The 22565-nt window shown below is 75.5% G+C and carries 20 protein-coding genes and 2 pseudogenes; 11 read left to right on the forward strand and 11 right to left on the reverse strand.

The features are described 5' to 3' along the window. The first annotated feature begins 20 nt into the window (after window positions 1-20). Complete coding sequence (locus IO40_RS0102310; protein WP_016470570.1) at window positions 21-1175, forward strand: DUF2637 domain-containing protein; 1155 nt, start codon at window positions 21-23, stop codon at window positions 1173-1175. Between the two features lie 124 nt (window positions 1176-1299). Here the strand turns inward: IO40_RS0102310 and IO40_RS0102315 are convergent, their stop codons facing one another. The 5 genes from IO40_RS0102315 to IO40_RS0102335 all read right to left on the reverse strand — a co-directional run bounded on the left by IO40_RS0102315 (window position 1300) and on the right by IO40_RS0102335 (window position 7844). Then, window positions 1300-2430: a protein phosphatase 2C domain-containing protein gene (locus IO40_RS0102315; protein WP_031174764.1), complete on the reverse strand. Its 1131-nt coding sequence runs from the start codon at window positions 2428-2430 to the stop codon at window positions 1300-1302. A gap of 84 nt (window positions 2431-2514) precedes the next feature. Continuing rightward, window positions 2515-4062 (reverse strand): DNA-3-methyladenine glycosylase 2 family protein, encoded by a 1548-nt coding sequence (locus IO40_RS0102320; RefSeq protein WP_041968407.1) that lies wholly within the window; start codon window positions 4060-4062, stop codon window positions 2515-2517. A 29-nt stretch (window positions 4063-4091) separates the two neighbouring features. Next, window positions 4092-4703: a hypothetical protein gene (locus tag IO40_RS0102325; protein WP_016470567.1), complete on the reverse strand. Its 612-nt coding sequence runs from the start codon at window positions 4701-4703 to the stop codon at window positions 4092-4094. 337 nt (window positions 4704-5040) lie between these two features. Continuing rightward, on the reverse strand, window positions 5041-6210 hold the full coding sequence (gene rsgA, locus IO40_RS0102330) for a ribosome small subunit-dependent GTPase A (RefSeq protein WP_031025271.1): 1170 nt from the start codon (window positions 6208-6210) through the stop codon (window positions 5041-5043). A 290-nt stretch (window positions 6211-6500) separates the two neighbouring features. Further along, window positions 6501-7844 carry a YihY/virulence factor BrkB family protein gene (locus tag IO40_RS0102335; protein WP_016470565.1) on the reverse strand — a complete coding sequence of 448 codons (1344 nt, stop codon included), beginning with the start codon at window positions 7842-7844 and terminating at the stop codon, window positions 6501-6503. Window positions 7845-7862: 18 nt separating this feature from the next. Here IO40_RS0102335 and IO40_RS0102340 point away from each other — a divergent pair, with 18 nt between their 5' ends. Continuing rightward, entirely contained in the window at window positions 7863-9548 is a 1686-nt protein-coding gene (locus tag IO40_RS0102340; RefSeq protein WP_016470564.1) for an acyl-CoA dehydrogenase family protein, read from the forward strand. Between the two features lie 127 nt (window positions 9549-9675). Here IO40_RS0102340 and IO40_RS0102345 read toward each other — a convergent pair whose 3' ends face one another. Continuing rightward, window positions 9676-10293 carry a TetR/AcrR family transcriptional regulator gene (locus IO40_RS0102345; protein ID WP_031025277.1) on the reverse strand — a complete coding sequence of 206 codons (618 nt, stop codon included), beginning with the start codon at window positions 10291-10293 and terminating at the stop codon, window positions 9676-9678. Window positions 10294-10423: 130 nt separating this feature from the next. Between IO40_RS0102345 and IO40_RS0102350 the strand changes: the two genes are divergently transcribed. Then, complete coding sequence (locus IO40_RS0102350; protein ID WP_030405802.1) at window positions 10424-11377, forward strand: beta-ketoacyl-ACP synthase III; 954 nt, start codon at window positions 10424-10426, stop codon at window positions 11375-11377. A 281-nt stretch (window positions 11378-11658) separates the two neighbouring features. Beyond that, complete coding sequence (locus IO40_RS0102355) at window positions 11659-12063, forward strand: NUDIX hydrolase (protein WP_031174766.1); 405 nt, start codon at window positions 11659-11661, stop codon at window positions 12061-12063. 420 nt (window positions 12064-12483) lie between these two features. On the opposite strand, the gene IO40_RS0102360 is transcribed toward IO40_RS0102355, so the two are convergent. The 3 genes from IO40_RS0102360 to IO40_RS0102370 all read right to left on the reverse strand — a co-directional run bounded on the left by IO40_RS0102360 (window position 12484) and on the right by IO40_RS0102370 (window position 16016). Continuing rightward, window positions 12484-13464, reverse strand: coding sequence for a carbohydrate kinase family protein (locus IO40_RS0102360; RefSeq protein WP_016470560.1), 981 nt, complete (start codon window positions 13462-13464; stop codon window positions 12484-12486). A 253-nt stretch (window positions 13465-13717) separates the two neighbouring features. After that, a complete protein-coding gene (locus IO40_RS0102365) occupies window positions 13718-14836 on the reverse strand; it encodes a metallophosphoesterase (RefSeq protein WP_033228369.1) in 1119 nt (372 codons plus the stop codon). A 301-nt stretch (window positions 14837-15137) separates the two neighbouring features. After that, window positions 15138-16016 carry a helix-turn-helix transcriptional regulator gene (locus IO40_RS0102370; RefSeq protein ID WP_016470558.1) on the reverse strand — a complete coding sequence of 293 codons (879 nt, stop codon included), beginning with the start codon at window positions 16014-16016 and terminating at the stop codon, window positions 15138-15140. Window positions 16017-16173: 157 nt separating this feature from the next. Here IO40_RS0102370 and IO40_RS0102375 point away from each other — a divergent pair, with 157 nt between their 5' ends. The 6 genes and pseudogenes from IO40_RS0102375 to IO40_RS0102395 all read left to right on the forward strand — a co-directional run bounded on the left by IO40_RS0102375 (window position 16174) and on the right by IO40_RS0102395 (window position 19531). Then, on the forward strand, window positions 16174-16956 hold the full coding sequence (locus tag IO40_RS0102375; RefSeq protein ID WP_016470557.1) for an SDR family oxidoreductase: 783 nt from the start codon (window positions 16174-16176) through the stop codon (window positions 16954-16956). Between the two features lie 46 nt (window positions 16957-17002). Then, window positions 17003-17933, forward strand: a pseudogene (locus IO40_RS33030) (SDR family NAD(P)-dependent oxidoreductase). 40 nt (window positions 17934-17973) lie between these two features. Further along, window positions 17974-18225: a tautomerase family protein gene (locus IO40_RS0102385; RefSeq protein WP_031025283.1), complete on the forward strand. Its 252-nt coding sequence runs from the start codon at window positions 17974-17976 to the stop codon at window positions 18223-18225. A 226-nt stretch (window positions 18226-18451) separates the two neighbouring features. Continuing rightward, window positions 18452-18568 (forward strand): annotated as a pseudogene (locus tag IO40_RS38465) (acylphosphatase); the annotation flags it as partial. A gap of 58 nt (window positions 18569-18626) precedes the next feature. After that, window positions 18627-18749, forward strand: coding sequence for an acylphosphatase (locus IO40_RS39345; RefSeq protein WP_258775797.1), 123 nt, complete (start codon window positions 18627-18629; stop codon window positions 18747-18749). Beyond that, window positions 18749-19531, forward strand: coding sequence for a Mut7-C RNAse domain-containing protein (locus IO40_RS0102395; RefSeq protein ID WP_016470553.1), 783 nt, complete (start codon window positions 18749-18751; stop codon window positions 19529-19531). Before IO40_RS39345 ends, IO40_RS0102395 begins: the two co-directional genes overlap by 1 nt. A gap of 428 nt (window positions 19532-19959) precedes the next feature. On the opposite strand, the gene IO40_RS0102400 is transcribed toward IO40_RS0102395, so the two are convergent. After that, entirely contained in the window at window positions 19960-20424 is a 465-nt protein-coding gene (locus IO40_RS0102400) for a protein-tyrosine phosphatase family protein (protein ID WP_016470552.1), read from the reverse strand. A 244-nt stretch (window positions 20425-20668) separates the two neighbouring features. Between IO40_RS0102400 and IO40_RS0102405 the strand changes: the two genes are divergently transcribed. Continuing rightward, on the forward strand, window positions 20669-21199 hold the full coding sequence (locus IO40_RS0102405) for an SRPBCC family protein (RefSeq protein WP_016470551.1): 531 nt from the start codon (window positions 20669-20671) through the stop codon (window positions 21197-21199). A 40-nt stretch (window positions 21200-21239) separates the two neighbouring features. Here the strand turns inward: IO40_RS0102405 and IO40_RS0102410 are convergent, their stop codons facing one another. After that, window positions 21240-22421 (reverse strand): MFS transporter, encoded by a 1182-nt coding sequence (locus IO40_RS0102410; protein ID WP_016470550.1) that lies wholly within the window; start codon window positions 22419-22421, stop codon window positions 21240-21242. Window positions 22422-22565 lie beyond the last annotated feature (144 nt).

The following is a 22565-nucleotide window of genomic DNA, read 5'->3' on the forward strand; positions in this document are numbered from 1 at the left end:
CGCGGCAAGGGGCACACCCGATGAGACTGACCGACATATCGCTGAACTGGGTGCTGCCGAGCGCCGTCCTGCTCGTCGGCACCCTGACCGCGGTGCTCGTGCTGGCGCGGTCGCGCCGCCACAGCGCCTCCGAGGGCGAGGCCGCAGCCGCCGCGTCCGGACAGCACGGAGCGCCCGACCCGGCCCAGCGCGACGAGGAGCGGCGGCGCCGCAAGGAGACCCTGTACGCGACGGCCGCCTATCTGCTGCTGTTCTGCTGCGCCGCCGTCGCCGCCGCGCTCTCCTTCCACGGGCTGGTCGGCTTCGGCCGGCAGAACCTGGGGCTGGGGGGAGGCTGGGAGTACCTGGTCCCGTTCGGGCTGGACGGCGCGGCGATGTTCTCCGCCGTGATCGCCGTGCGCGAGGCCAGCCACGGTGACGCCTCGCTGGGCTCGCGGCTGCTGGTGTGGATCTTCGCCGGGGCGGCGGCGTGGTTCAACTGGGTGCACGCGCCACGCGGTATGGGACACGACGGAGCGCCGCAGTTCTTCGCCGGGATGTCCATCTCGGCGGCGATCCTCTTCGACCGCGCGCTCAAACAGACCCGTCGCGCGGCGCTCCGGGAACAGGGGCTCGTGCCCCGCCCGCTGCCGCAGATCCGTATCGTCCGCTGGCTCCGGGCTCCGCGCGAGACGTTCGGTGCCTGGTCGCTGATGCTGCTGGAGGGCGTGCCGACGCTGGACGAGGCCGTGGACGAGGTCCGCGACGACCGGCGGCGGCGGGCGCAGGAACGGACCCGCCGCAAGGAGCAGGAACGGCTCGACCGGGCCCGGGTCAAGGCCCTCAACCGGCAGCACCGGCTGTGGAACCGGGGCCGCACCCAGGACGCGCGTGCCGTGGAGGTCGAGCTCGGAGCACCCGCCCAGCCGGCCGGGGAACTCGTGGAGAGACCGGCGGCCGAGCCGCTCCCCGCCACCGAGGCCGTCCCGTCCGCGCCGCGCACCAGACCGGCCCTCCAGGCGGTCGTGCGTGACGGCACGTCCGCTCGCCGGCGTACGGAGGACGGCGGGGAGGGCCGGGAGGGCGGCACCCCCGGCGGCAGTTCGGGCGCCGACTCCGGCGGCAGCTCGGGCCGAAACGAACGGCTGGACACGCTGGAGGAGAAACTCGCCGAGATCGAGCGGCAGTTCGGCTGACCGTCGGCCCGCCGCTCTTCCGTCACTCCCGTCCTCCCCTCCTCACCGGTGCGGTACGGCCGACGCGTCGTACCGCACCGGTGTGTACGGGGGAGGGCGCCCGCTCAGGGGAGAGCCGGTGACGTCACTCCTCCCACACGGTGACCGCGGTGCGGTCACCCTCCTGCCCGGCCGTGCCGTCCACCAGCGCCGTCAAGTACGCGGCGGCGCCCGGCACTTCTCCCCCGGGCTTCCGCCAGGCGGCGGCCAGGCGGGCCCCGCTGTCCGCCGCACCGCGCACCGCTCGCGCCAGGCCCTCGGTGCACAGCAGCAGGGCGTCGCCCGCTTCCGCCGTCCACAGCCGGAAGCGGAACGGGTCCGCACGCGCCGGGCCGCCGCGCTCCGGACTGTCACGGCCCTCCCGGGCCGGCTCGACGAGTGGCCGGGGACCGGCGGGGGCGGCGTCTTCTTCCGTGTGCGGCGGGTCCAGGTCGCACCAGGCACCCTCCCGCAGCCGGAAGAGCCCGCCCGCGCCGTGGCCGAAGAACACCCGCGTACGGCAGTGCGGGTCTGCGGGCAGCAGCAGACAGCGCAGATCGGCCGTATGGGCGCCGGGGGGCGCTTCCTGCGCGGCGGCCTGGGCGCGCAGCCTGCCGAAGACGCGGTCGGACACCCGGTGCAGACCGGCCCGGAGCGCTTGGGCCCGCCCCTCGCGCATGTCGTCGGCCAGCCGGGCGCTGCCACGGCCGAGGGCGGCGGCCACAGAGCGTGTCGCCTCGCGGGTGGCCCGGTACGCGCCGGAGGCCACGGCCGCCAGCACGAGCCCGCTCTCCCCCGCGTCGAACCGGACCACCAGCAGGGCGTCGCCGCGCGGCACCCCGGCGGTGCGGGCACCCGCACCGCGCACGGAGGCGGCCCGCAAGGTGGCGGCCCCGCAGCGTCCCTCCTCCAGCACGGTGTCCGGCACCGCCTCCACGGCCGCGTCCGGTCCGACGACCGGTACCCGGCCCACGGCCCCTCCTTCGAGATCCCGCCCAAGGTCGCGCCCGAGATCCCGCCCGAGGTCCCGTCCGGCCGGCTCGGCCGCGGCGGCGGGCCGGGAGACGGCCGCGCCGGGTGCCGCCCGGCCCGGTCCGGCGAGGGTGCGGGTCACCGAGTCGTAGCGGTCGTCGAGCGTGTCGGGGCGGCGGGCGCGGCCCGTGTCGGGGGCGTCGGAGTCGTACAACCGGGCCCACCAGTCGCGGTGTTCGGCGTCGGGTTCCCCCTTCTCGCTCATGAGGTCATTGTCCCGCGCACCGACCGGACCGGAAGGCCGCGGGAGGCACCACCTCGGCCACCGGCGGGCCGGCCCGGCGGTGGATCAGCCGTCCCGCAGGGTGGTCGCGTACCACAAGTGGTGCAGGGCGTACGAGCGCCAGGGACGCCAGCGGGCGGCGTGCCCGGCGTCGGCCCCGGCCAGGGCGAGGCCGTGCCGTACGCCCACGTCGCCCGGCAGGAAGACGTTCGGGTCGCCCAGGGCCCGCATCCGCATGTAGCCGGCCGTCCAGGGGCCGACACCGGGCAGGGCGAGCAGGGCCCGTTCGGTCTCCTCGCGGTCGGCGCCCGGGTCGAGCACCACGGTGCCGTCCGCGAGGGCGGCGGCCACGGCGCGCAGGGTGCGGCGGCGCGAGTCGGGCATGCCGAGTTCGTCCAGCGGTGCGTCCGCGAGCGCGTCGGCGTCGGGGAAGACGTGCGTGAGGGTGCCGTCGGGTACGGCCAGCGGTTTGCCGCGGGCCGCGACCAGCCGGGCCGTCAGGGTGCGGGCGGCGCGGACCGAGACCTGCTGTCCCAGCACCGCGCGGACGGCCAGTTCGTGCGCGTCGGCGGCGCCCGGTGACCGCAGCCCGGGGGTGCGGGCCACGAGCGGCGCCAGCGCGCGGTCGCGGCCCAGGTGTTCGGTCACCGCGTAGGGGTCCGCGTCCAGGTCGAAGAGGCGGCGTACGCGCTGCACGGCCGTGGTCAGGTCGCGGAGGTCCGCCAGGTGCAGCCGGCAGGAGAGCCAGCCGTCCGCGGCCGGCCCCTCGTCCACCTCGGCGATGCCGGTGCCGTAGGGCAGATTCAGGGTGCGCCGGTAGCGGCGGCTCCCGGGAGTGCCCAGCACCTCCTCGACGCCGGGTACCGCACGCCGCTCGAGGAAGCCGAAGACCTGTCCGGCGGCGTACGGGCCCCGGTGGGCGAGCCGCAGCGGCACCCCGCCGACGTCGCCGGACGCGGCGGCGTCCCGCACCTCGGGCCGGCCGGCACGCCCGTGTCCGCCCCGCGCCGAGGCCGCCCGCAGTTCGCTGGGCGTACGGGCGTAGATCTCGCGCACCGTGTCGTTGAACTGCCGCACGCTCGCGAAGCCCGACGCGAAGGCGACCTCGGTGACGGACAGCGACGTCGTCTGCAACAGCACCCGGGCGGTGTGCGCGCGCTGCGCCCGCGCCAGCGCCACCGGGCCCGCGCCCAGCTCGGCGGTGAGCTGCCGCTGCACCTGGCGGGCGCTGTAGCCGAGCCGCCGGGCCAGACCCGCCACGCCTTCCCGGTCCACGACCCCGTCGGAGATCATCCGCATGGCGCGGCCCACCAGGTCGGCCCGCACGTTCCACTCGGCCGAGCCGGGCACCGCGTCCGGCCGGCAGCGGCGGCAGGCCCGGAATCCGGCGCCCTGGGCCGCCGCCGCGGTCGGGAAGAAGCGGACGTTCTCCCGTTTGGGGGTCACCGCCGGGCAGCTCGGCCGGCAGTAGATGCCGGTGGTGCGCACGCCCAGGAAGAACACCCCGTCGAAGCGGGCGTCCCTGCTGCGCACGGCCTCATACCTGCTGTCGTCACTCGTCACCCCTCCAGTGTGGGCGGCGTCCGGGCCCGGCGACTGGCGGGATTCGGACATGGCCGTGGACGGGGGCCGAGGGGCTCCCGTCAGCGGGAGCCCGGCTCCTGCGGGGTGCACTCCACAAGCCGTTGCAGCAGGCCCCAGGTGAACTCGGCCACCACGCTGTGCGGCACCCCGTCACGGTCGGGAGCCGTGAAGGCGAGCTGCGTACGGGTGGGGGCGGAGCCCTCCCGGGGGCGGGCGGGCGCGAAGGCGCGGGCTGCCTCGTCCACGGTGCAGGACCAGCCGGTCAGGTCCTCGACGGTGCGCAGGACGGGCGGCGGGGTGCCGGGGGCGCGGACCAGCCACTCGTTCCATACGGCGCCGCCGTCGGGCGCGGTGAGCACCTCGAAGCGCAGCCCGGGCCACAGTGGCAGCGGCCAGCGCAGCACTTCGCACTCCAGGTCGCCCACCTTGCGGCGGTGCGTCTCCTCGGGCGGGCCGAGCACCGAGCGGTAGCGCGCCAGGGTGCCGCGTGCGCCGCGCGGGGAGCGGACCATGGCCTGCCAGCGCCGGTTGGCCTCCCGCAGCTCGCCCCGGGTGGCGTCCAGCTCGCGCAGGGCGCCGTCGACCAGGCCGGGCTGGAAGTCGTCCATGCGGCGCAGCAGGACGAGCTGGAAGTCCCTGCGTGCGAAGGTGGCGCGGTCGCGGTCGTCCATCAGCGGCTCCGTAACTGTCGCGGGAGGGCCGGCGCCCTCGGTGCACGTCCGACGTCGTGTTTCCGTGCGACGCGGTGAGGGGCCGGCCCGGGGTGTCTTCCGGCCGGTGGGTTCCGAACTCGCCACGGTCCGGCCCGGGGCGGACCGGCCCGGGGCGGACCGGCCGAGGACGGGTCCGGCCCGGGTCGGGGCCATGTTCGCCGGGCCGCCGGGCAGCCTGGCGACGCGGGGCCGTGACGCTGCCGGGCCACCACGGCCCCCGGCCGGGGGTGGCGGCACGGTGGGGACGGTAGCAACCGTCCCCACCGTGCCGCTCCCCCGCCGTGCGGCTGTGCCCTCAGGACCTGCGGCGCGGGCCGCGCTTGCGCTCCATCATGTGGCGGCCGAGGGCCTGCCGCTGTTTGGCCTCCCGGTGCTGTTCGGCGCGCAGCCGGGCGTCGGTGCGTGCCGCCAGCCGGGCGTTCTCCCTCAGCAGCTTGCGGTAGCTGTCCAGGCGCCGCTCGGGCAGGGTGCCGCTCTCGACGGCGGCGAGGACCGCGCAGCCGGGTTCGGCGACGTGGGCGCAGTCGGCGAACCGGCAGTCGGCGGCCAGTTCCTCGATCTCCGCGAAGGTGTGGCCCAGACCGTCCTCGGCGTCCCACAGGCCGACGCCGCGCAGCCCGGGGGTGTCGATGAGGACGCCGCCGCCCCGCTCGGCGGGCAGGGGCAGCAGATTGCGCGTCGTGGTCGTGTGCCGTCCCTTGTGGTCGCGGTCGCGGACGGTTCGCACCGTCTGCGCGGCCCGGCCCAGCAGGGCGTTGGCCAGGGTGGACTTGCCGGCGCCGGACTGGCCGAGCAGCGCGGTGGTGCCGCCCGCGACGGCGGCGGCCAGCTCGTCGACGCCCTCACCGGTCTCGGCGCTGACGGCCAGCACGGGTACGCCGGGTGCCGATGTCGCGGCGTCGGCGAGCAGGTGCGACCGGGTGGTCTCGTCGGGTACGAGATCCGCCTTGGTCAGGACGAGCACCGGCTGGGCGCCGCTGCTCCAGGCCAGCGAGAGGAACCGCTCGATGCGGCCCAGGTCCACCTCGGCGGCGAGGGAGACGGCGATGAGGGCGTGCTCGACGTTGGCTGCCAGGACCTGGCCCTCCGAGCGCTTGGAGGAGGTGGAGCGCACGAACGCGGTACGGCGCGGCAGCAGCGCACGGACGTACGGCGGGTTCCCGGTCGCGTCGACGACGGCCCAGTCGCCGGTGCACACGACGCGCAGCGGGTCGCGCGGGACGACGAACTCGGTGTCGGCGCGGAGCGTGCCGAGCGGGGTGACCAGGTCGCACTGGCCGCGGTCGACGCGCACCACCCGGCCGGGCACCGGGTCGGGTCCCGCCGTGGCCGGCCGGGCGCAGGCATCGTCGTAGGCGGCTTCCCACGCGGTGTCCCAGCCGTAGGCGGCCAGTGCGGAGAAGTCACGCGGGCGCGGCGTGGCGGAGGAAGGCTGTGAAGACGGGTGTGAAGACGGGTGTGACAAGGGGGTTCCCTTTGCGAGGGTGGCCCCGGCGTGCGGAATCCGGACGGCTCAGCCGGTGGCCACGGAGGTGAACTGGACGGACCGGATGCGGGCAGCGCCCACCGTGACGGCAGCCATCGGTCACACCTCCGTTCGTCTCCCCTGGCGCGGCGGCCCGTCGCCGCCGCGCGTGATCGCCGTGACGATACCGCGCCCCCGCCGGGCGGCGCCACGCTTTTTCCCGGCCCTCGCGAACTGCCCCGACCGCCCGGTTCGCACGGGCACTTCCGCCTCTCCCGGCGGGCCGCCGGTTACGGCCGGCGGCGGGTGTCGGCGGTCGCGGCGGAGCCGTCCGGCCGGTCCGCCACATGGCCGGGGCCCGCCTCGTGGGCGCCGGTGCGCTGGTCCCCGATACCGGCACCGGTCCCGTTGCGGCCGGTCTCGCCGTGGTCCGCCCCACCGCTGCCGGCCTCATCGCGGTCCGTCTCGTGGCGGTCCCGGCCGCGGGGCCGCAGCAGCCGGCCGCGTACGTCGGAGGGCGGCAGGAACTTGGTCCAGCGCTCGGGGAACTCGGCGGGGGCGTCGGGCAGGTCGCCGTCCTCGTCGGCCTCCTCCCCGGCGCCCCGGCGGCGCCGGGCCGCGGCGGCGACGACCTGCTTGGCGGCCTCTTCGCGCAGCCGCTCGTTCGCCCGCCGGGCGGCGGCCGTCGCCACCGAGGGCCACACGTGGTCGATGGCCGCGTTGACGGCCGCGCCCACCAGCACGGCGAACGCCGAGACACCGATCCACAGCAGTACGGCGACGGGGGCCGCCAGCGAGCCGTAGATGGTGGGGCCCTCGACGGTGTTGGTCAGGTACAGCCGCAGCAGGAAGCTGCACACCACCCACATCACCAGGGCGACCAGCGCGCCGGGCACGTCCTCCCGCCAGGGGGAGCGCACGGGCACGGACACGTGGTAGAGCGTGGTGAGGAAGACGACGGACAGCAGCAGCACCACGGGCCAGTAGAACGCGCTGACCACCCACTCGGCCTGCGGGACGAGCCGCAGTGCCGCGTCCGGCCCTGCCACCATCAGCGGCAGCGCCACCGCGCCGATCACCAGGGCGATCAGATAGAGGAAGAACGCCAGCAGCCGGGTCTTGACGATGCCGCGCCGCCCGTCCAGCCCGTACATCACGGTGATGGTGTCGATGAAGACGTTCACGGCGCGGGAGCCCGACCACAGGGCGAGGGCGAAGCCGAGCGAGATGACGTCGGGGCCGCCGCCTCTGATCACGTCGTCGATGAGGGGCCGGGCGAGCTGGTCGACGCCCTTGTCGGACAGGACCGTGGCGGAGGCGTCCAGCGCGTTGCGGCGGAGCGTGTCGACGGTGTCGGCGCCGATCCAGTCGAGGTAGCCGAGGGAGCCGATCAGTCCGAGCAGCAGCGGCGGGATCGAGATGAGGGTGAAGAACGCGGCCTCGGCGGCCAGCCCGAGGACCCGGTACTCCATGCAGGAGTTGACGGTGTCCTTGAGCAGCAGCCACGCCATCCTCCGTTTGGGGACGTCGCGGTACTTCACCCGGGCCCGGCGGAACTGGCCGCGGGAGCGCCGCGGAGCCCACCAGGGCGCCCGTTCGCCGGTCTGCTCAGGGGTTTCGTCGACTGCACGCACCTCTTTAACGTATCTGTCATGCCACCCGCGACTCACACCGTGACCAATCAGCCGCCGCCGCTGACCGACTACGACGTCTTCACGACCGACTCCGCGCTGGTCGACGGCGTGGCACGGCACGTGACCCCGGAACGCGCCGAGGAGGTGCGGGACGAGCTGGCCGGCCTGGGACGCACGGCGGGCTCCGCGCAGGCCCAGGAGTGGGGCAGGCAGGCCAATGCGAACCCGCCCGTGCTGCGCACCCACGACCGGTTCGGGCACCGGATCGACGAGGTGGACTTCCATCCCGCCTGGCACCGCCTGCTGGAACAGGCGGTGGGTGCGGGGCTGACCGATCCGTGGTCCCGGCCCGACGGGCAGCTGCGGCGCAGCGCGGGCTTCTACCTGTGGTCACAGGTGGAGGCGGGGCACGGCTGCCCGGTCTCGATGACGCACGCGGCGGTGCCCGCACTGCGCAAGGAGCCCGCCCTGGCCGCCGTGTGGGAGCCGCTGCTGACCTCGCACACCTACGACCGGGGGCTGGAGCGGCCCGCGGAGGCCAAGCGCGGGGTCCTCGCCGGCATGGGGATGACGGAGAAGCAGGGCGGCAGCGACGTACGGGCGAACACCACCGAGGCCACGCCGCTGGCCGAGGACGACGCCTACACGCTGCTGGGCCACAAGTGGTTCTGCTCGGCGCCCATGTCGGACGTCTTCCTGGTGCTGGCGCAGACGCGTGGGGGCGCCTCCGGGCCGGCGGAAGAGGGAGGGCTGACCTGTTTCCTGGTGCCCAGGGTGCTGCCGGACGGCACCCGCAACAGCTTCCGCATCCAGCGGCTGAAGGACAAACTGGGCAACCGTTCCAACGCCTCCGCCGAGGTCGAGTTCGACGGCACCACCTGGGCCCGCAGGGTCGGCGAGGAGGGGCGCGGGGTGGCGACCATCATCGAGATGGTGGCCGCGACCCGGCTGGACTGCGTCACCGGCTCGGCCGCGCTGATGCGGCAGGCCGTCGCCCAGGCCACCCACCACGCGGCGCACCGTGCGGCGTTCGGCAGGCTGCTGGCCGACCAGCCGCTGATGCGCAACGTGCTGGCGGACCTGGCGCTGGAGTCGGAGGCGGCCACGACGCTGATGCTGCGGCTGGCGGCGGCCCACGACGCGGTGGCCGGCGGCGGTGAGCGGGCGGCGGCCGAGCGGGCGTTCCTGCGGCTGGCGCTGCCCGCCGCCAAGTACTGGGTGACCAAGCGGTGCGTGCCGCTGGTCGGCGAGGCGCTGGAGTGCCTGGGCGGCAACGGCTACGTCGAGGAGTCGCCCATGCCCACCCTGCTGCGCGAGTCGCCCCTCAACTCGCTGTGGGAGGGCTCGGGCAATGTGCAGGCGCTGGACGTGCTGCGGGCCCTCCAGCGCTCACCGGAGGCGCTGGACGCCTTCTTGAAGGAGATCGGGCGGGCACACGGCGCCGACCACCGGCTGGACGCCGCCGTCAAGGACGTGCTCACCCAGCTGTCCGACCTGGACGGCATCGAGACCCGCGCCCGGCGGCTGGTGGAACGGATGGCGCTGGTCCTCCAGGGCGCCCTGCTGGTGCGGTACGCGCCGCCCGCCGTCGCCGACGCGTTCTGCGCCTCGCGGCTGGGCGGCGACTGGGGCGCGGCGTTCGGCACGCTGCCCTCGGGGCTGGATCTGGCGGCGATCGTGGAGCGGGCCCGACCGGTGGGATGAGCGGGCCGGAGCTGGAGCGGCACACCTGGCCCGGCTCGCCCGGCGCCGGTGCGGGGCGCCTCCCCCGGCACCGGTGCGGGGCAGCTCCCCCCGCCCAGGTACGGGACGCCACCGGCACCGGTGCGGGTCAGTCCGCCGGCGCCGGGCCCAGCATGCGGTCGAGGGCCCGGCGGGTGCGGGCGGGGGCGGTGGCGTCCGCAAAGAGCTGGAGCTCCTGGTTGAGCGCCATGTAGAGACCGTGCAGTTCGAAGGCGAGCTGGTCGGGGTCCACGCCGGCCGGCAGCTCCCCCACGTCCACCGCGATCCGCAGATCGTTGACCAGCAGCCGTCTGCCGCGCAGCAGGAAACGGGCCACCGTGTCGTGGACGGGCCCGCCGCGCGCGTCGAACTCGACGGCGGCGGCGGTGAACAGACAGCCGCCGGGGAAGGCGGTGCGCTCCCGCTCCAGGTAGCGGATCCACGCCTCGCAGAACGCGCGCAGCCGGGTCAGTCCGGGCCGCAGTCCGGCGACCGGCTCCCACACCAGGCGGGTGAAGAGTCCGGAGGCGCCGTGCAGCGCGGCCAGTTGCAGGGCCTGCTTGGATCCGAAATGGCCGAGTACGCCCGCCTTGCTCATGCCGAGATCGGTGGCGAGCCGTCCGATGGTCAGCCCCTCCAGCCCCTCGACGGAACCGATGGCGACGCTGCGCTCGATGATCCGTTCCCGCGTCCTGCGGGCCTCGGCGGCTGACTTGCGTGGGCTCATGCGCCCATCGTAACGACCACTCCTCATTTAACTTCCGATCGGTCGGTTGCTATATTCCCGCCACGCCGCCGCACGGGCCCGCCCCGTGGCGGCACACCGTCGCCGCACCGCCCACCGAGGAGAGCGCACCGTGCCCGGAACCCGTATCGCCGCACTGGGACACCACCAACCCGACCGCGTCCTGACCAACGACGACCTCGCGGGCATGGTGGACACCAACGACGCGTGGATACGCCAGCGCACCGGGATCGCCACCCGGCGCATCGCCGCCGAGGACGAGACCGTCGCCGACATGGCGACGGCGGCGGCCGGAAAGGCGCTGGCCGCCGCCGGGCTGGACCCCGCCGACATCGGCATGGTCGTCGTCGCCACCTGCTCCGCCAGGGACCGCTGCCCCAGCACCGCCGCCCAGGTCGCCCGCCGCCTCGGCATCCCCTCCCCCGTCGCCTACGACCTCAACAACGGCTGCGCCGGCTTCTGCACCGCACTGGCCACCGCCGGGCACGCGGTGGCCGCCGGCGCCGCACGGCACGCGCTGGTCATCGGCGCCGAGAAGATGTCCGACGTCACCGACTGGACCGACCGCAGCACCTGCATCCTGCTGGCCGACGGCGCCGGCGCGGCCGTCGTCAGCGCCCAGCCCGAGGGCGAACCGGACGCGATCGGCCCCGTCGAATGGGGCTCCGACCCCGCACGCGGCGACATGGTGCGGCTGCTGGACGCCTGGCAGCCCCGCTTCGCCCAGGAAGGCCCCGCCGTCTTCCGCTGGGCCACCGCCGAACTGCCCGAACTCGCCCGCCGCGCCTGCCGGCGGGCCGGGCTGACGACCGGCGAACTGGCGGGTGTCGTCACCCACCAGGCCAACCTCCGCCTGATCGAGGCCGTACTGGGCCGCCTCGACCTCGCCGAGGACGTGGTGATCGGCCGGGACGTCGTCGACTCCGGCAACACCTCCGCGGCGTCCGTCCCGCTCGCCCTCTCCAAGCTGGTGGAACGCCGCGAGGTGGCCCCGGGGGCGCCCGTGCTGCTGCTCAGCTTCGGCGGCGGCATGTCGTGGGCCGGCCAGGTGGTGCGCTGCCCCTGACGGCCCCCCGCCGCCGCTGAACACCGTGCGCCCGGTGCCGGGCGGGGCCGCCCGTTCGGACGCCATGCGCCTGGTGCCGGGCGGGGCGGGGCCGCCCAGCAGGATGCCGGGCACCGTGCCGGGTGGGACCCGCCGACCGGATGCTGCTCCCCCCGTGCCGGATGGAACCCGTCCCCACCGAGACGGCTCCCCGCTGCCGGGCGACCCCGGCCGGACGCCGCCCCCGCTGCCGGGTGGGACCCGCCCGGCGCCCGTCCTCCGGCGGCTGGGACGATGAGGGCATGGACGTCACCCCCACCGGTAGCCCGGAGACCGCCGCCGGACCGCTCGTCTCGGCGGCGGCCGTCGTCGAGAACGGACGGCTGCTCGTGGTGAGCAAGACCGCCGCCCCCGGCCTGTTCTATCTGCCCGGCGGCAAACCGGAGCCGGGCGAGACCGCCCGCGAGGCGCTGGTCAGAGAACTCGGCGAGGAGCTGGGGGTGCGACCGCGCTCCCTCACCCCGCTCACCGAGATCCGGGCCACGGCGGCGCTGGAGGGCGTGCCGATGACGATGACGGTCTTCCGCGCGACGCTGGAGGGCCGGCCCGCCCCGGCCGCCGAGATCGCCGCGCTGCGCTGGACCGACGGCACCGGGCTCGATCTGGCCCCGGCCGTCCGCGACCACGTGCTGCCCCTGGTGCTCTGAAGGCGGGGACGGCCGCCACGCGGGCCCGTACGCGCGTCAGGCGAGCCGGCCCATCCGGTGCGGGGCCCGTTCACCTGCGGGCGGAGCAGCGGGCCCGCACCGAGCCGTGCCTGCGACCGCGCGGTCTGCTCGTCGGCCGGCATCTTCCGGCGCTCTGGCCTCCAGCGCCCCGCGCGCGATCGTGTCCGGGCCCGTCCTGCCCGCCTCGACTCCGGCCGTCCTGCCGCCCCGCGTGAGCCCCGGCCGCACCACCGGCTCCGCCCCCGCGAGCGCGGTGCTTCGCACCGAACGCGACCGCCTGGCCTCCCGCGTCCAGGGCGTGTCCCGCGCCCCGCACCGGCTCGACGGGCTGCTCGCCGCCGGCCGGCGCGGCGGACAGCGCGTGCCGGGGCGCGGCGGGTGCCGCGCCCCGGCGGGTGTTCAGCCCTCGGTGCCGCCCGTGGCCAGGTCCGCGGCCCATGGCGGGTTCGCTCCGCGTACGGAGACCACGGCGGCGGCCACCCGGGCGCCGAACTCCAGTGCGTCGGTGAGCTGTTGCCGCGTGAGGGCGTCGAGCCGGCCGCCCAACGCCCCGGCTCCGTGCAGGGCGTGCAGGAAGCCCGCCATGAAGGAGTCGCCCGCGCCGACCGTGTCCACGACCTCGGCCGGCGGCGCCGCCACCTGTACCTGTTCGCCGTCCAGCGAGGCCAGGACGCCCTTCGCGCCCAGGGTGACGACGACCAGCGGGGTGCCCGCCTTGTGGAACGCGTCGGCGGCCTCCTGGGGGGTGGCGCCGGGCCGCAGGTGGGCCAGGTCGTCGTCGGACAGGCGCAGGATGTCGGCGGCTGCGCACCACCGGGGCAGGGCCTCGCGGTAGACCTGGGGCGCCACCAGCAGCGGACGGACGTTCGGGTCCAGGGAGACCGTGGCCCGCTCGCGTATGCCGGCCAGCAGACGTTCCACGGCGGCGGCGCCGGGCTGCTGGACGAGGGCGAGCGAACCGGTGTGCAGGCAGGCCACCGGGCCGGCGGAGGCGGCGGCCAGTTCGTCGTCGGTCCACTGCCAGTCGGCGGTGTGCTGGGCGTGGAAGGAGTAGTCGGCGCTGCCGTCCTCGGCCAGGTCCGCGACGGCCAGGGTGCTGGGCTCGGCGGCGGCGACCGTGCGGCTCATGTCCACGCCGGAGCCGGTCAGATGGCCGGTGAACAGCCGCCCGAACACGTCGTGGGACAGCCGGCCCAGGAACCGGGTGGGCGTGCCGAGGCGCGCCAGCGCGACCGCGGTGTTGGCCGGGCCGCCGCCGGGGTGGACGTCCAGTGTGAGCGGCGTCGGCGCGCCGGCTGCCCGGTGCGTGGCGTCCTGCGGCGCGACGAACGCGTCGGCGACGCACTCGCCCAGCACGGCGACGGGGAGTTGTGCACTCATCTCGGCCCTTTCGTGTTCCGGTCGGTCCCGCGGTGCGAGGTCGCCCGCGCCGCGTACCGGCGCGGCCCCACACCGCAGACCGCCACCCTACGAACCCCCGCCCGGCTTCCGTCGGCCACGGCCCCGTCATGGGGGCGAAGATGGGCAAGCAGCGATGCCGTGGCTGGTCAAAAGGGGTACCGACCCGTGTGGGAGGGGACCACCGGCCGCCAATCGTCGGGCGCTGTGCGGGGATTGGCCGGCCGGGCGGGGGTCAGCGGGTCGCTGCGGGGGCGCGGTGGACGGCCGGAAGGCGGTCGGTGCGGGTGTGACGGTAGGCGTGGGTGGGTGCGGCGGTGGCCGGATCGACGGTGTAGGCGTCGACGACCACCTGGTGGGCGTTGATGGTCAGCAGCATGAAGCCGAGCGTGTCGTACGCCTCCCAGAACGCCTTGTTGGTGGGCTCGGGGGCACGGCCCTTGGTTTTGGCGGCGGCGCCGCACACGATCTGCTGGGTGCCCCGGTGGCCGTCGGCGGTGTCGAGGATCTGGAGCGTGTGGTCGTGGCCGGACAGCAGGAACTCGGCGCGGCCGACGACGACTTCCTCGTACAGCTTCTTGACGTGCTTGCCGCTGAGGTAGTCGCCGCAGGTGATGCCCTCGTACTCGCCGGCGTTGCGGTGGGTGCCGTTGTTGCGCAGCGGGTGGTGGGCGAAGACGAACTTCCAGCGGGCCCGGGAGGCGGCCGGCGACGCGTCCAGCCAGGCGCGCTGCCGGCGGACGAAGGGGCCGTCCCAGTAGTACTCGGGGTCGGTCTGGAGCACGTAGGAGGACAGCGGTGTGGTGTCCAGCGCGAAGAACTCGGCGACGGGTTCGGCGGCACCGTGGGGGACGGTCACCGAGTAGTAGCGGTCGGGCATGTACCAGCGGGCGGAGTGCCGGTGGTAGGCGACCTCGTGGTCGCCCCGGGAGGGTCTGCCGCCGCTGCCGGGGATGATGCCGCTGGTGTCGTGGTTGCCCAGCACCATGAGCCAGGGCACGTCGATACCGGTGTTGGGGCGTTCGAACTTGGTGCGGAACTCGTCGTCGGTGTCGCTCTCGGGGCCGTTCTCGTAGATGTTGTCTCCGAGCCCGATGGCCAGGTCCACGCCCTGGCGGGCGCACACCGTGCGGGCGGCGTCGGCGACGGCCCACTGGCCGTCCTCACCGGTGCCGGCGTCGCCGGTCAGCAGCACGGTGAGTTCCGTCTTGCCGGGTATCGGCAGTTTGGTGACGCCGTCCGCGCGGGCCGGCTGCGCCGCCGCGCCGCCCAGGACGACTGCGGCTCCCGCCCCGCCCGCCCCGGCGAGCACCGTCCGTCTGCTGACCGAGTCACCGGCCCCGTGCGTGGTCATGTGTGTCTCCGTGAAGGTCGCCGCGTCCGCCGGCCACACCATCCCGCGAAGGTGAAGATGGCATGTACACGGCGCAGCTAAGAGTGGGCGCGACGGCAACACCTGTCAACAGCCGCTCCCGCCCCGCGGCCGGAGGCAGACGGTCCCTCCCCGGCGGCACGGCTCTCGGCTCTCGGTCCTGGCAGCACGGCTCGTCCCGGCAGCGCGGCTCTCGTCCCCGGCAGCGCGGCTCTCGTTCCCGGCGACAGGGCTCTCGTTCCCGGCGGCACGGACCGGCCGGCGGCACGGACCGGCGCCGCGCTCAAGGACCCTCGGCGGGCTGCCCTTCCGTGACGCCCAGTTCCTGGGTGCCCACCACGGACAGCAGCTCCAGCTGCTCGGCCCCCCGGCTTCCGGGCGGCGCGGTGAACCACAGCAGACGCTGGCGTCCGTCCTCGCTGAGGAGGTTGTAGCAGTCGAGTTCGATGACGCCGAGCAGGGGATGGACGATCCTCTTGTGGTCCACGCGGCGCACCGCGACGTCATGGGTGTCCCACAGCGCCGCGAACTCCTCGCTGCGGCGGCGCAGCCCGGCGATCATCTTCGCGACCTCCGCGTCCCGGCCGCGCCGGGCGGCAGCCGCCTGGAGGTCGGCCACGAACACCCGGGAGTGGTACGCGTGGTCCTCGGGAGGGTAGATCTCGCGCGCCCGCGGGTCGGTGAACCAGCGGTGAACGAAGCTCGCCGCCGGCCCGCGGCCCATCGGTGAGCCGCCCAGCAGCGTGCGGGCCAGATCGTTCTCGACCAGGGTTTCGTGCAGATCGGTGATGACCCGCGCCGGGGTGTTGGACAGCCGGTCCAGCAGCCCGAGGAGCGCCGGCTGCACATGTGCCGACGGCCCGTGTGCCGACGGGGGAACCGGCCGTTCGGCCAGGTGGAACAGGTGGTCGCGCTCGTCGCCGTTCAGACGCAGGGCGCGGGCCAGGGCGGCCAGGGTCTGGGCCGAGGGCTGGACGCCGCTCTTCGCGCTGCCGCGTTCCAGCTCGGTGTAGTAGTCGGCCGACAGCCCGGCCAGCTGGGCGACCTCCTCACGGCGCAGCCCGGGGACGCGCCGGCGCGTCCCCGTGGGGAGACCGACCTCGGCGGGGCGGATGCGGTCGCGGCGTGTCCTGAGGAAGGCACCGAGTTCTGGGAGGTTCACCCCTCCATCGTCGCGCGCGCGCCGGGGCCGAGCCAGGGGGTGGCAACCCCTGGGTGGACACAGCCCTGGCTAGGGGTGTGGGACCGGCCGATCGTGGAGGCCGCAGCAGGGCGACGGCGAGGCCGCCGCCCGACCGGCAACCACCCAGGAGTCAGCGATGTCCCATCCCCCGTCCCCCGACCGGACCGCCGCCCCGGCCGGGTCCACCGCCGCACCCCGTGTCGCCATCGTCACCGGCGGCTCACGCGGCATCGGCCGCCGGACCGTCGGCCGGCTGGCCGCCGACGGATACGCCGTCGTGGTCGGCTACGCCGGCAACCGGGGCGAGGCCGAGGCCGCCGTCGAGGAGGCCGGCACCGCCGGTGGCCGGGCCGTCGCGGTACGCGCGGACGTCGCCGACGAACACGCGGTCGCGGCCCTGTTCGACACGGCCGAGGCGGAGTTCGGCGGTGTCGACGTCGTCGTGCACGCGGCGGGGCTGATGCGGCTGGCGCCCGTCGCCGAGCTGGACCTGGCCGTCCTGGACGAGGTGCACCGCACCAACATCCGCGGCACGTTCGTCGTCGCCCAGCAGGCCGCCCGCCGGGTACGCGGCGGCGGCGCGGTCCTGACGTTCTCGACGTCCGTGGTGGGGCTGGCCTTCCCGGGGTACGGCGCGTACGCCGCGAGCAAGGGCGCGGTCGAGGCGCTGACGCTGATCCTGGCCCGCGAGCTGCGGGGGCGGGATGTGACCGTCAACGCCGTCGCGCCAGGACCCACGGCCACCGATCTCTTCCTGGACGGCAAGGACGAGGAGACCATCGCCCGCCTGGCCGCCCAGCCCCCGCTGGAGCGGCTCGGCACCCCGGCCGACATCGCCGAGGTCGTCGCGTTCCTGGCCTCCCCGGACGGCCACTGGATCAACGGCCAGGTCGTCCGCGCCAACGGCGGCATCGTCTGAGCCCCCGGCAGCCCAGCCCACTCCCCGACCGACGAAAGGCGCTGTAATGACGAACGACGAGCCCGGCAAGCACGGCGAGTCCGGGAAGGTCGTCCTGGTCACCGGGGCCTCCAGCGGCATCGGTGCGCTGTCCGTACGTGCTCTGGCCCGCGCCGGGCACACCGTGTACGCGGGCATCCGCCGGACCGCGACCCGCAACGCGCCCGCGGTGGCCGAGCTGACGCGCCACGCCACCGAGCACCGGCTCGATGTGCACGCTGTCGAACTGGACGTCACCGTGCAGGACTCCGTCGACGCGGCGGTCGGCCGGATCGTCGCCGAGCGCGGCCGGCTGGACGTGCTCGTGCACAACGCCGGGCACATGGTGCTGGGCGCCGCCGAGGCGTTCACCCCCCGAGCAGCTGGCGGATCTGTACGACGTGAACGTCCTGGGCACCCAGCGCGTCAACCGCGCCGCCCTGCCGCAGCTGCGTGAGCAGGGTTCGGGGCTGCTGGTGTGGATCGGCAGCTCCAGCACCCGCGGCGGCTGTCCCCCGTTCCTGGGCCCGTACTTCGCCGCGAAGGCCGCGATGGACGCCCTCGCCGTCAGCTACGCGGCCGAGGTGCTCCCGTTCGGCATCGACACCGCGATCGTGGTGCCCGGCGCGTTCACCACCGGCACCAACCACTTCACCAACGCGGGCGCCCCCGCCGACAGCGGCCGTGCGGAAGCCTACGAGCGGCGGCACCACCCGCTGCTGGACGAGCTGGGCGAACGCCTGGCCGCGCTCGTCCCCGCTCACGCCGAGGTGGCCGAGGTCGCCGAAGCCGTGGTGCGTCTGGTCGCGATGGAGCACGGCACCCGGCCGCTGCGCACCCACACGGACCCCAGCCGGGACGGCAGCGAAGTGGTCTCCGCGGTCGCCGACCGCCTCCGCGCCGACTTCTTCCGCCGTATCGGACTGGACAGCCTGCTCACCGCGGGCAGCTCCCTGTAACACCCCCACCCCGAGAGACCGAGAAAAGGAACGACCAGCCATGCCTTTCGCCAACTTCAAGGTCCCCGAGAAGACCCTCACCACGAAGCAGAAGGAAAAGATCGTCACCCGCACCACCGAGCTGTTCGTCGAGATCTACGGCGAGCGTGCCCGCGCCAACACCATGGTCCTGGTCGAAGACGTCACCGACGGCGGCTGGGGCATCTCCGGCAACGTGCTGACCCTCGCCATGCTCGGGCAGGCGACGGAGGAGGCGACGGAGGACGGCAGCGGCGCGGCCGGCGCCGCCTGACCGCGCCGGGCCGCCCATCCGCTGAGTCGGGTTCCGGACAGCGCCGGGAAACCGCGCCCGGCCGGACAGCACCGTGAGACCGGGGGCCGCCGCCCACAACGGCGGCCTCCGGTCCGCTTCCCGGCTCCCCGGCTCCCCGGCTCCCCGGGAAGATGCCGCGGCGCGGCGGGCGGGCGAGCATGGGAGGGGCCGTGGGAGGGACCATGGGAGCCAGGAGGTGGCACACATGGCGGCGACAGCGAAGCGTGTCCGGGTGACGGGGCAGGTCCAAGGGGTGTTCTTCCGCGACACCTGCCGGGGGAAGGCCGCCGAGCAGGGTGTGTCCGGATGGGTGCGCAACCTCACCGACGGCGGCGTCGAAGCGCACTTCGAGGGCGACCCGCAGGCCGTGGAAGCCCTCGTTGGAGTGGGCCCGCGAAGGGCCCGCCGCAGCGGTCGTCGAAAGCGTCGAGGTCACCGAGCCCGAGCCGCAGGGACACAGCATGTTCCAGGTGCGGGACACCGCCTTGCCCGGCACGGACTGATGACCGCGCCGCAGCGGACCACCGGCGGCCCTCATCTGAAGGTGCACGTGCCCGAGGAGCTGCGGCTCTTCCTGCCGTCCCGGCTGCGCACCCGGGCGGACCGCGCGGGGGGCGAGGGCCTGGACCACCCCTATGACGGCACCTCGTCGCTGGGCCACGTCGTCCAGTCGCTCGGCGTCCCGCTCACAGAGGTGTCGCGGCTGCGGGTGGACGGCACCGAGGTGCCCGCCGCGCACCGGCCCGCCGACGGCGCGCACATCGGCCTCGTCCCCGTGCCGCGCCCCCAGCCGCTGCCGCCCGGCTCGCCGTGCCCGCCCCGCTTCCTGCTCGACGTGCACCTGGGCGCCCTGGCCCGGCGGCTGCGGCTGCTCGGCGTCGACACGGCCTACCGCAACGACGCGCACGACGCGGAACTGGTGGACCGGGCCAACGCCGAACGGCGCATCCTGCTGACCCGCGACCGGGGCCTGCTGCGGCGGCGGACGCTGTGGCTGGGCGCCTACGTGCACGGCGACGCCCCCGACCGGCAGACCGCCGACGTGCTGTCCCGCTTCGACCCCCCGCTGGCCCCCTGGACCCGCTGCCCCGCCTGCAACGGACCGCTGGAGCCGGTCGCCAAGGAGGAGATCGCCGACCGGCTGCCGCCCGGCACCCGCCGCACCTACGACACCTTCACCCGTTGCGGCCACTGCGCCCGCCTCTACTGGCCGGGCGCCCACCACCGCCGTCTGGCGGCCCGCGTCGCCGCGGCGCGCGGCACGGACGGCCGCCACCCGTCCTGACCGGCACCGCACCCGGCCCGGCACAATGCGGCGCATGAGCGAGCGCTACGAAGTCGTCGTCACCTGCTTCCTCGACGACGACACCCCCGCCCACGTGCTGGAGACCCTGCGCGGGCACCTGGGCGACGCGGCCGGCGGCTCCGGGCCTGCGGCGCCCGAAGCGGACCCCTGGCCGCTGCTGGAACCGGACCCGGGCAGCGACCTGCCCGGCGGCGAGGCCGGCGCGCTCGCCCGGCGGACCGGCACGCCTGGGGGCTCTTCAGCCGCACCCACTGGCACGAGGACGATCTGGGCCACCTCGACGCCCTGCTGGGCCTGCTGGCGCCGCACGTGGCCGAGCCGGGGTACGGCGGGCACATCCGGGCGACCACCGCCGGGCCCGGTGAACCGGCGGCCCTGCCCGCGCCCATCACCTTCGCCGGTGGCGGCTACTCCGTCTCCTGGCCCGCGGACGGTTCCGCGGCGGGCCCGAACCGCGCCACGTAGCGGCGCTGCCAGGGGGTCTCCACCGCCCGCCGCGCATAGTGCTCGCGGACGTAGGCGACGGCCTCGGCGGGCGGTACCCCGTCCAGTACGGCCAGACAGGCCAGTGCCGTCCCCGTACGGCCGAGGCCGCCGCCGCAGGCGACCTCCACCCGTTCACCGGCCGCCCGCTCCCACACCTGGTGCAGTGCCCGGCGGGCGGCGGCCCGGTCGGCGGGCAGCCGGAAGTCGGGCCAGCGCAGCCAGCGGTGCTCCCAGGCGACGGGGGACGGTTCGCGTCCCAGCAGATAGAGGCCGAACTGCGGCTCGGGGCCCGGCGGCAGCGGACGGCGCAGCCCCCGTCCGCGCACCAGCCGGCCGGAGGGCAGGCGGAGCACGCCCGCGGCCCCGGGATCCCAGGTGGTGGTCATGGCGCGAGCCTAGCCAGCCGGACACCCGGCGTGGTCCCGGTCCGGTGGATCCGCCGTACGGGCCCCCGCCGCGCTCGCGTCCCCGCCCCACGCACCGGGAGCGCCGCCCCGCCTCCCCCGTGCGGCGTCCCCGGGCGGCGGCGCCGGCGCCGCGGAGCGACAATCGGCGGGACGGTCGCCCCCGTCCCGGCCCTCACGGCGCGGAGTGGGAGGCGGGGCTTCCCGGCGAAGGGCGTGGGTGAGGATGAGCAGCGAGCTGGGGGTCTTCGTGGAGCGGGACGGTCAGCCCGCGGTACGGCTGGAGCGCCCGTTCCCGGTACCGGCGGGGCGGGTGTGGCAGGCGCTGACGGAACCGGCGGAGCTGGCCGCGTGGTTCCCGTCGCCGACCGTCGCCATGGAGCAGACCGTGGGCGGGCGGATCGAGTTCGCGGGCGACCCGTACGCGGACGACGGCTTCGGCACGGTGCTGGAGTTCGACCCGCCGCACCGGCTCGGCTACACCTGGGGCGGTGACGAGCTGCTCTTCGAGCTGGGGCCGCGCGGTGAGGGCTGTCTGCTGGCCCTCACCGACGTGCTGGAGGAGCGGGACGCCGCCGCCCGCAACGCGGCGGGCTGGGACGTGTGCCTCGGCGAGCTGGAGAAGCTGCTGACCGGCGGCGCCCCGACGGGTCCGCACGGCGAGGCGGCCGGCGACTGGCGGGCCCGTTACGACGCCTATGTGGCCGCCGGGATGCCCTCCGGCGCTCCCGTTCCCGAGGGCGGCGACCCCGGCTGACGGACGCCGGGCCACCGGCTCCCTCCCCTGCCGCCGCCCGTCAGCGCCAGCGGCGGCGGGCCACCAGCAGCGTCCAGCAGGTGAGCGCGGCGCACAGGGCGGCGCCGGTGGCGAAGACCACGGTGTGCCGGCCCTCCTGGAGGAGGGAGGTGGTGACGGCCACCGTCGCGGAGCTGGCCAGTATGGCGGCGGCGGAGAAGAGGGAGGCCGCGCGGGCCCGGGCGGAGGGCGGGAAGAGGCGTGGCAGCCACGTCTGGAGCGTGGTGTGCAGATAGCCCCAGGCGGTGCCCAGCAGGGCGGCGCAGACCATCAGCACGGCGGCGCCCGGCACCAGGGCGGCCAGCACGGCGCCTCCCGCGCCGAGGGTCCCGCCGGTGGCCAGCAGCCGTGCGGGCCGCCACAGACGCGCGTGCCGGCGCAGTACGAGGGTGCTGCCGAGCACGCCGAGGGCGTAGCTGACCAGGACGGCGGAGGTGGCGGTCGCGGCGCCGGTGGTGGCCAGGGCGGGGGCGAGGAGGGAGGGGAGGCCGAGCATGACGGTGCCTTCGGCGGCGCCCAGGCCGAGCACCGTGGCGTACGCGTACGCGGCGGGCAGCGGTGCCGGGTCGGGCCGCGCCCGGGTCGCGGGGAGCGGTTCCGGGCCCGGTCCGGAGGCGGGGGCGCGTCCGCGGGCAGGCGGCGCGGCAGGCAGCGGGTGGGGGCAGACGGCGCCGATGCGCCATACCGTCACCACGGTGAGCAGGGCGATCACGGCGAAGGCGGGGCGCCAGGAGCCGATGCTCAGCGCCGTGTCGGCGAGCAGCGGGGAGGCCAGGGCGCTGGCCGCGGTGACGGTGGTGAGGGCGGCGAACGCGCGCTGCCGGGCGGGTGCCGGGCGCAGCGTCTCGAAGTAGAGGGAGACGGAGGGCGTGACGGTGGCGAAGCCGGCGCCGGCCGCGGTGCGCAGGGCGACCCACCAGCCGGGCCCGGGGCACAGGGCGGAGCCCACCGAAGCGGCGGCGGCGACGACCAGGCCGGTGCGCAGACTGCATCCGGGCCCGTACCGGTCCGCCAGCCAGCCCCACAGCGGCAGCGCGAGCCCCTGGCCGAGCGAGTAGGCGGCCACCCCCGTGGTGACGGTGGCGATGTCGGTGTGCCAGGCGGCGGCGAGGGCGACGAGCAGGGGGGCGCACAGATGCCAGTCGGCGTTGCCGAGGGCCGCGGCCCAGCGGAGTGCGGACATGAGGTGCCCCCTTCTGCCGGCCGGTGGGACGGCGGTTTCCCGTACCTCCGCACAGCAGTAGAGAATATGGAGCTTTTTTCGAAGAAGTGGGCGTTCAGGGGAATTAGACCCTTTTCAGGGACAGCCGCTCCACGGGGCACGGGG

This window comes from Streptomyces albus subsp. albus, assembly GCF_000725885.1.
GTDB lineage: Bacteria > Actinomycetota > Actinomycetes > Streptomycetales > Streptomycetaceae > Streptomyces > Streptomyces albus.

Bases quoted from the DNA above. Each gene is read 5' to 3' on its own strand.
- IO40_RS0102405 (WP_016470551.1), top strand. From the start codon at position 20,669: ATGAGCAGCGAGCTGGGGGTCTTCGTGGAGCGGGACGGTCAGCCCGCG.
- IO40_RS0102315 (WP_031174764.1), bottom strand. From the start codon at position 2,430: ATGAGCGAGAAGGGGGAACCCGACGCCGAACACCGCGACTGGTGGGCC.
- IO40_RS0102310 (WP_016470570.1), top strand. From the start codon at position 21: ATGAGACTGACCGACATATCGCTGAACTGGGTGCTGCCGAGCGCCGTC.
- IO40_RS0102360 (WP_016470560.1), bottom strand. From the start codon at position 13,464: ATGAGTGCACAACTCCCCGTCGCCGTGCTGGGCGAGTGCGTCGCCGAC.
- IO40_RS0102410 (WP_016470550.1), bottom strand. From the start codon at position 22,421: ATGTCCGCACTCCGCTGGGCCGCGGCCCTCGGCAACGCCGACTGGCAT.
- IO40_RS0102355 (WP_031174766.1), top strand. From the start codon at position 11,659: ATGGACGTCACCCCCACCGGTAGCCCGGAGACCGCCGCCGGACCGCTC.
- IO40_RS0102385 (WP_031025283.1), top strand. From the start codon at position 17,974: ATGCCTTTCGCCAACTTCAAGGTCCCCGAGAAGACCCTCACCACGAAG.
- IO40_RS0102345 (WP_031025277.1), bottom strand. From the start codon at position 10,293: ATGAGCCCACGCAAGTCAGCCGCCGAGGCCCGCAGGACGCGGGAACGG.
- IO40_RS0102395 (WP_016470553.1), top strand. From the start codon at position 18,749: ATGACCGCGCCGCAGCGGACCACCGGCGGCCCTCATCTGAAGGTGCAC.
- IO40_RS0102320 (WP_041968407.1), bottom strand. From the start codon at position 4,062: ATGTCCGAATCCCGCCAGTCGCCGGGCCCGGACGCCGCCCACACTGGA.
- IO40_RS0102365 (WP_033228369.1), bottom strand. From the start codon at position 14,836: ATGACCACGCACGGGGCCGGTGACTCGGTCAGCAGACGGACGGTGCTC.
- IO40_RS0102375 (WP_016470557.1), top strand. From the start codon at position 16,174: ATGTCCCATCCCCCGTCCCCCGACCGGACCGCCGCCCCGGCCGGGTCC.
- IO40_RS0102400 (WP_016470552.1), bottom strand. From the start codon at position 20,424: ATGACCACCACCTGGGATCCCGGGGCCGCGGGCGTGCTCCGCCTGCCC.
- IO40_RS0102325 (WP_016470567.1), bottom strand. From the start codon at position 4,703: ATGGACGACCGCGACCGCGCCACCTTCGCACGCAGGGACTTCCAGCTC.
- IO40_RS0102340 (WP_016470564.1), top strand. From the start codon at position 7,863: ATGCCACCCGCGACTCACACCGTGACCAATCAGCCGCCGCCGCTGACC.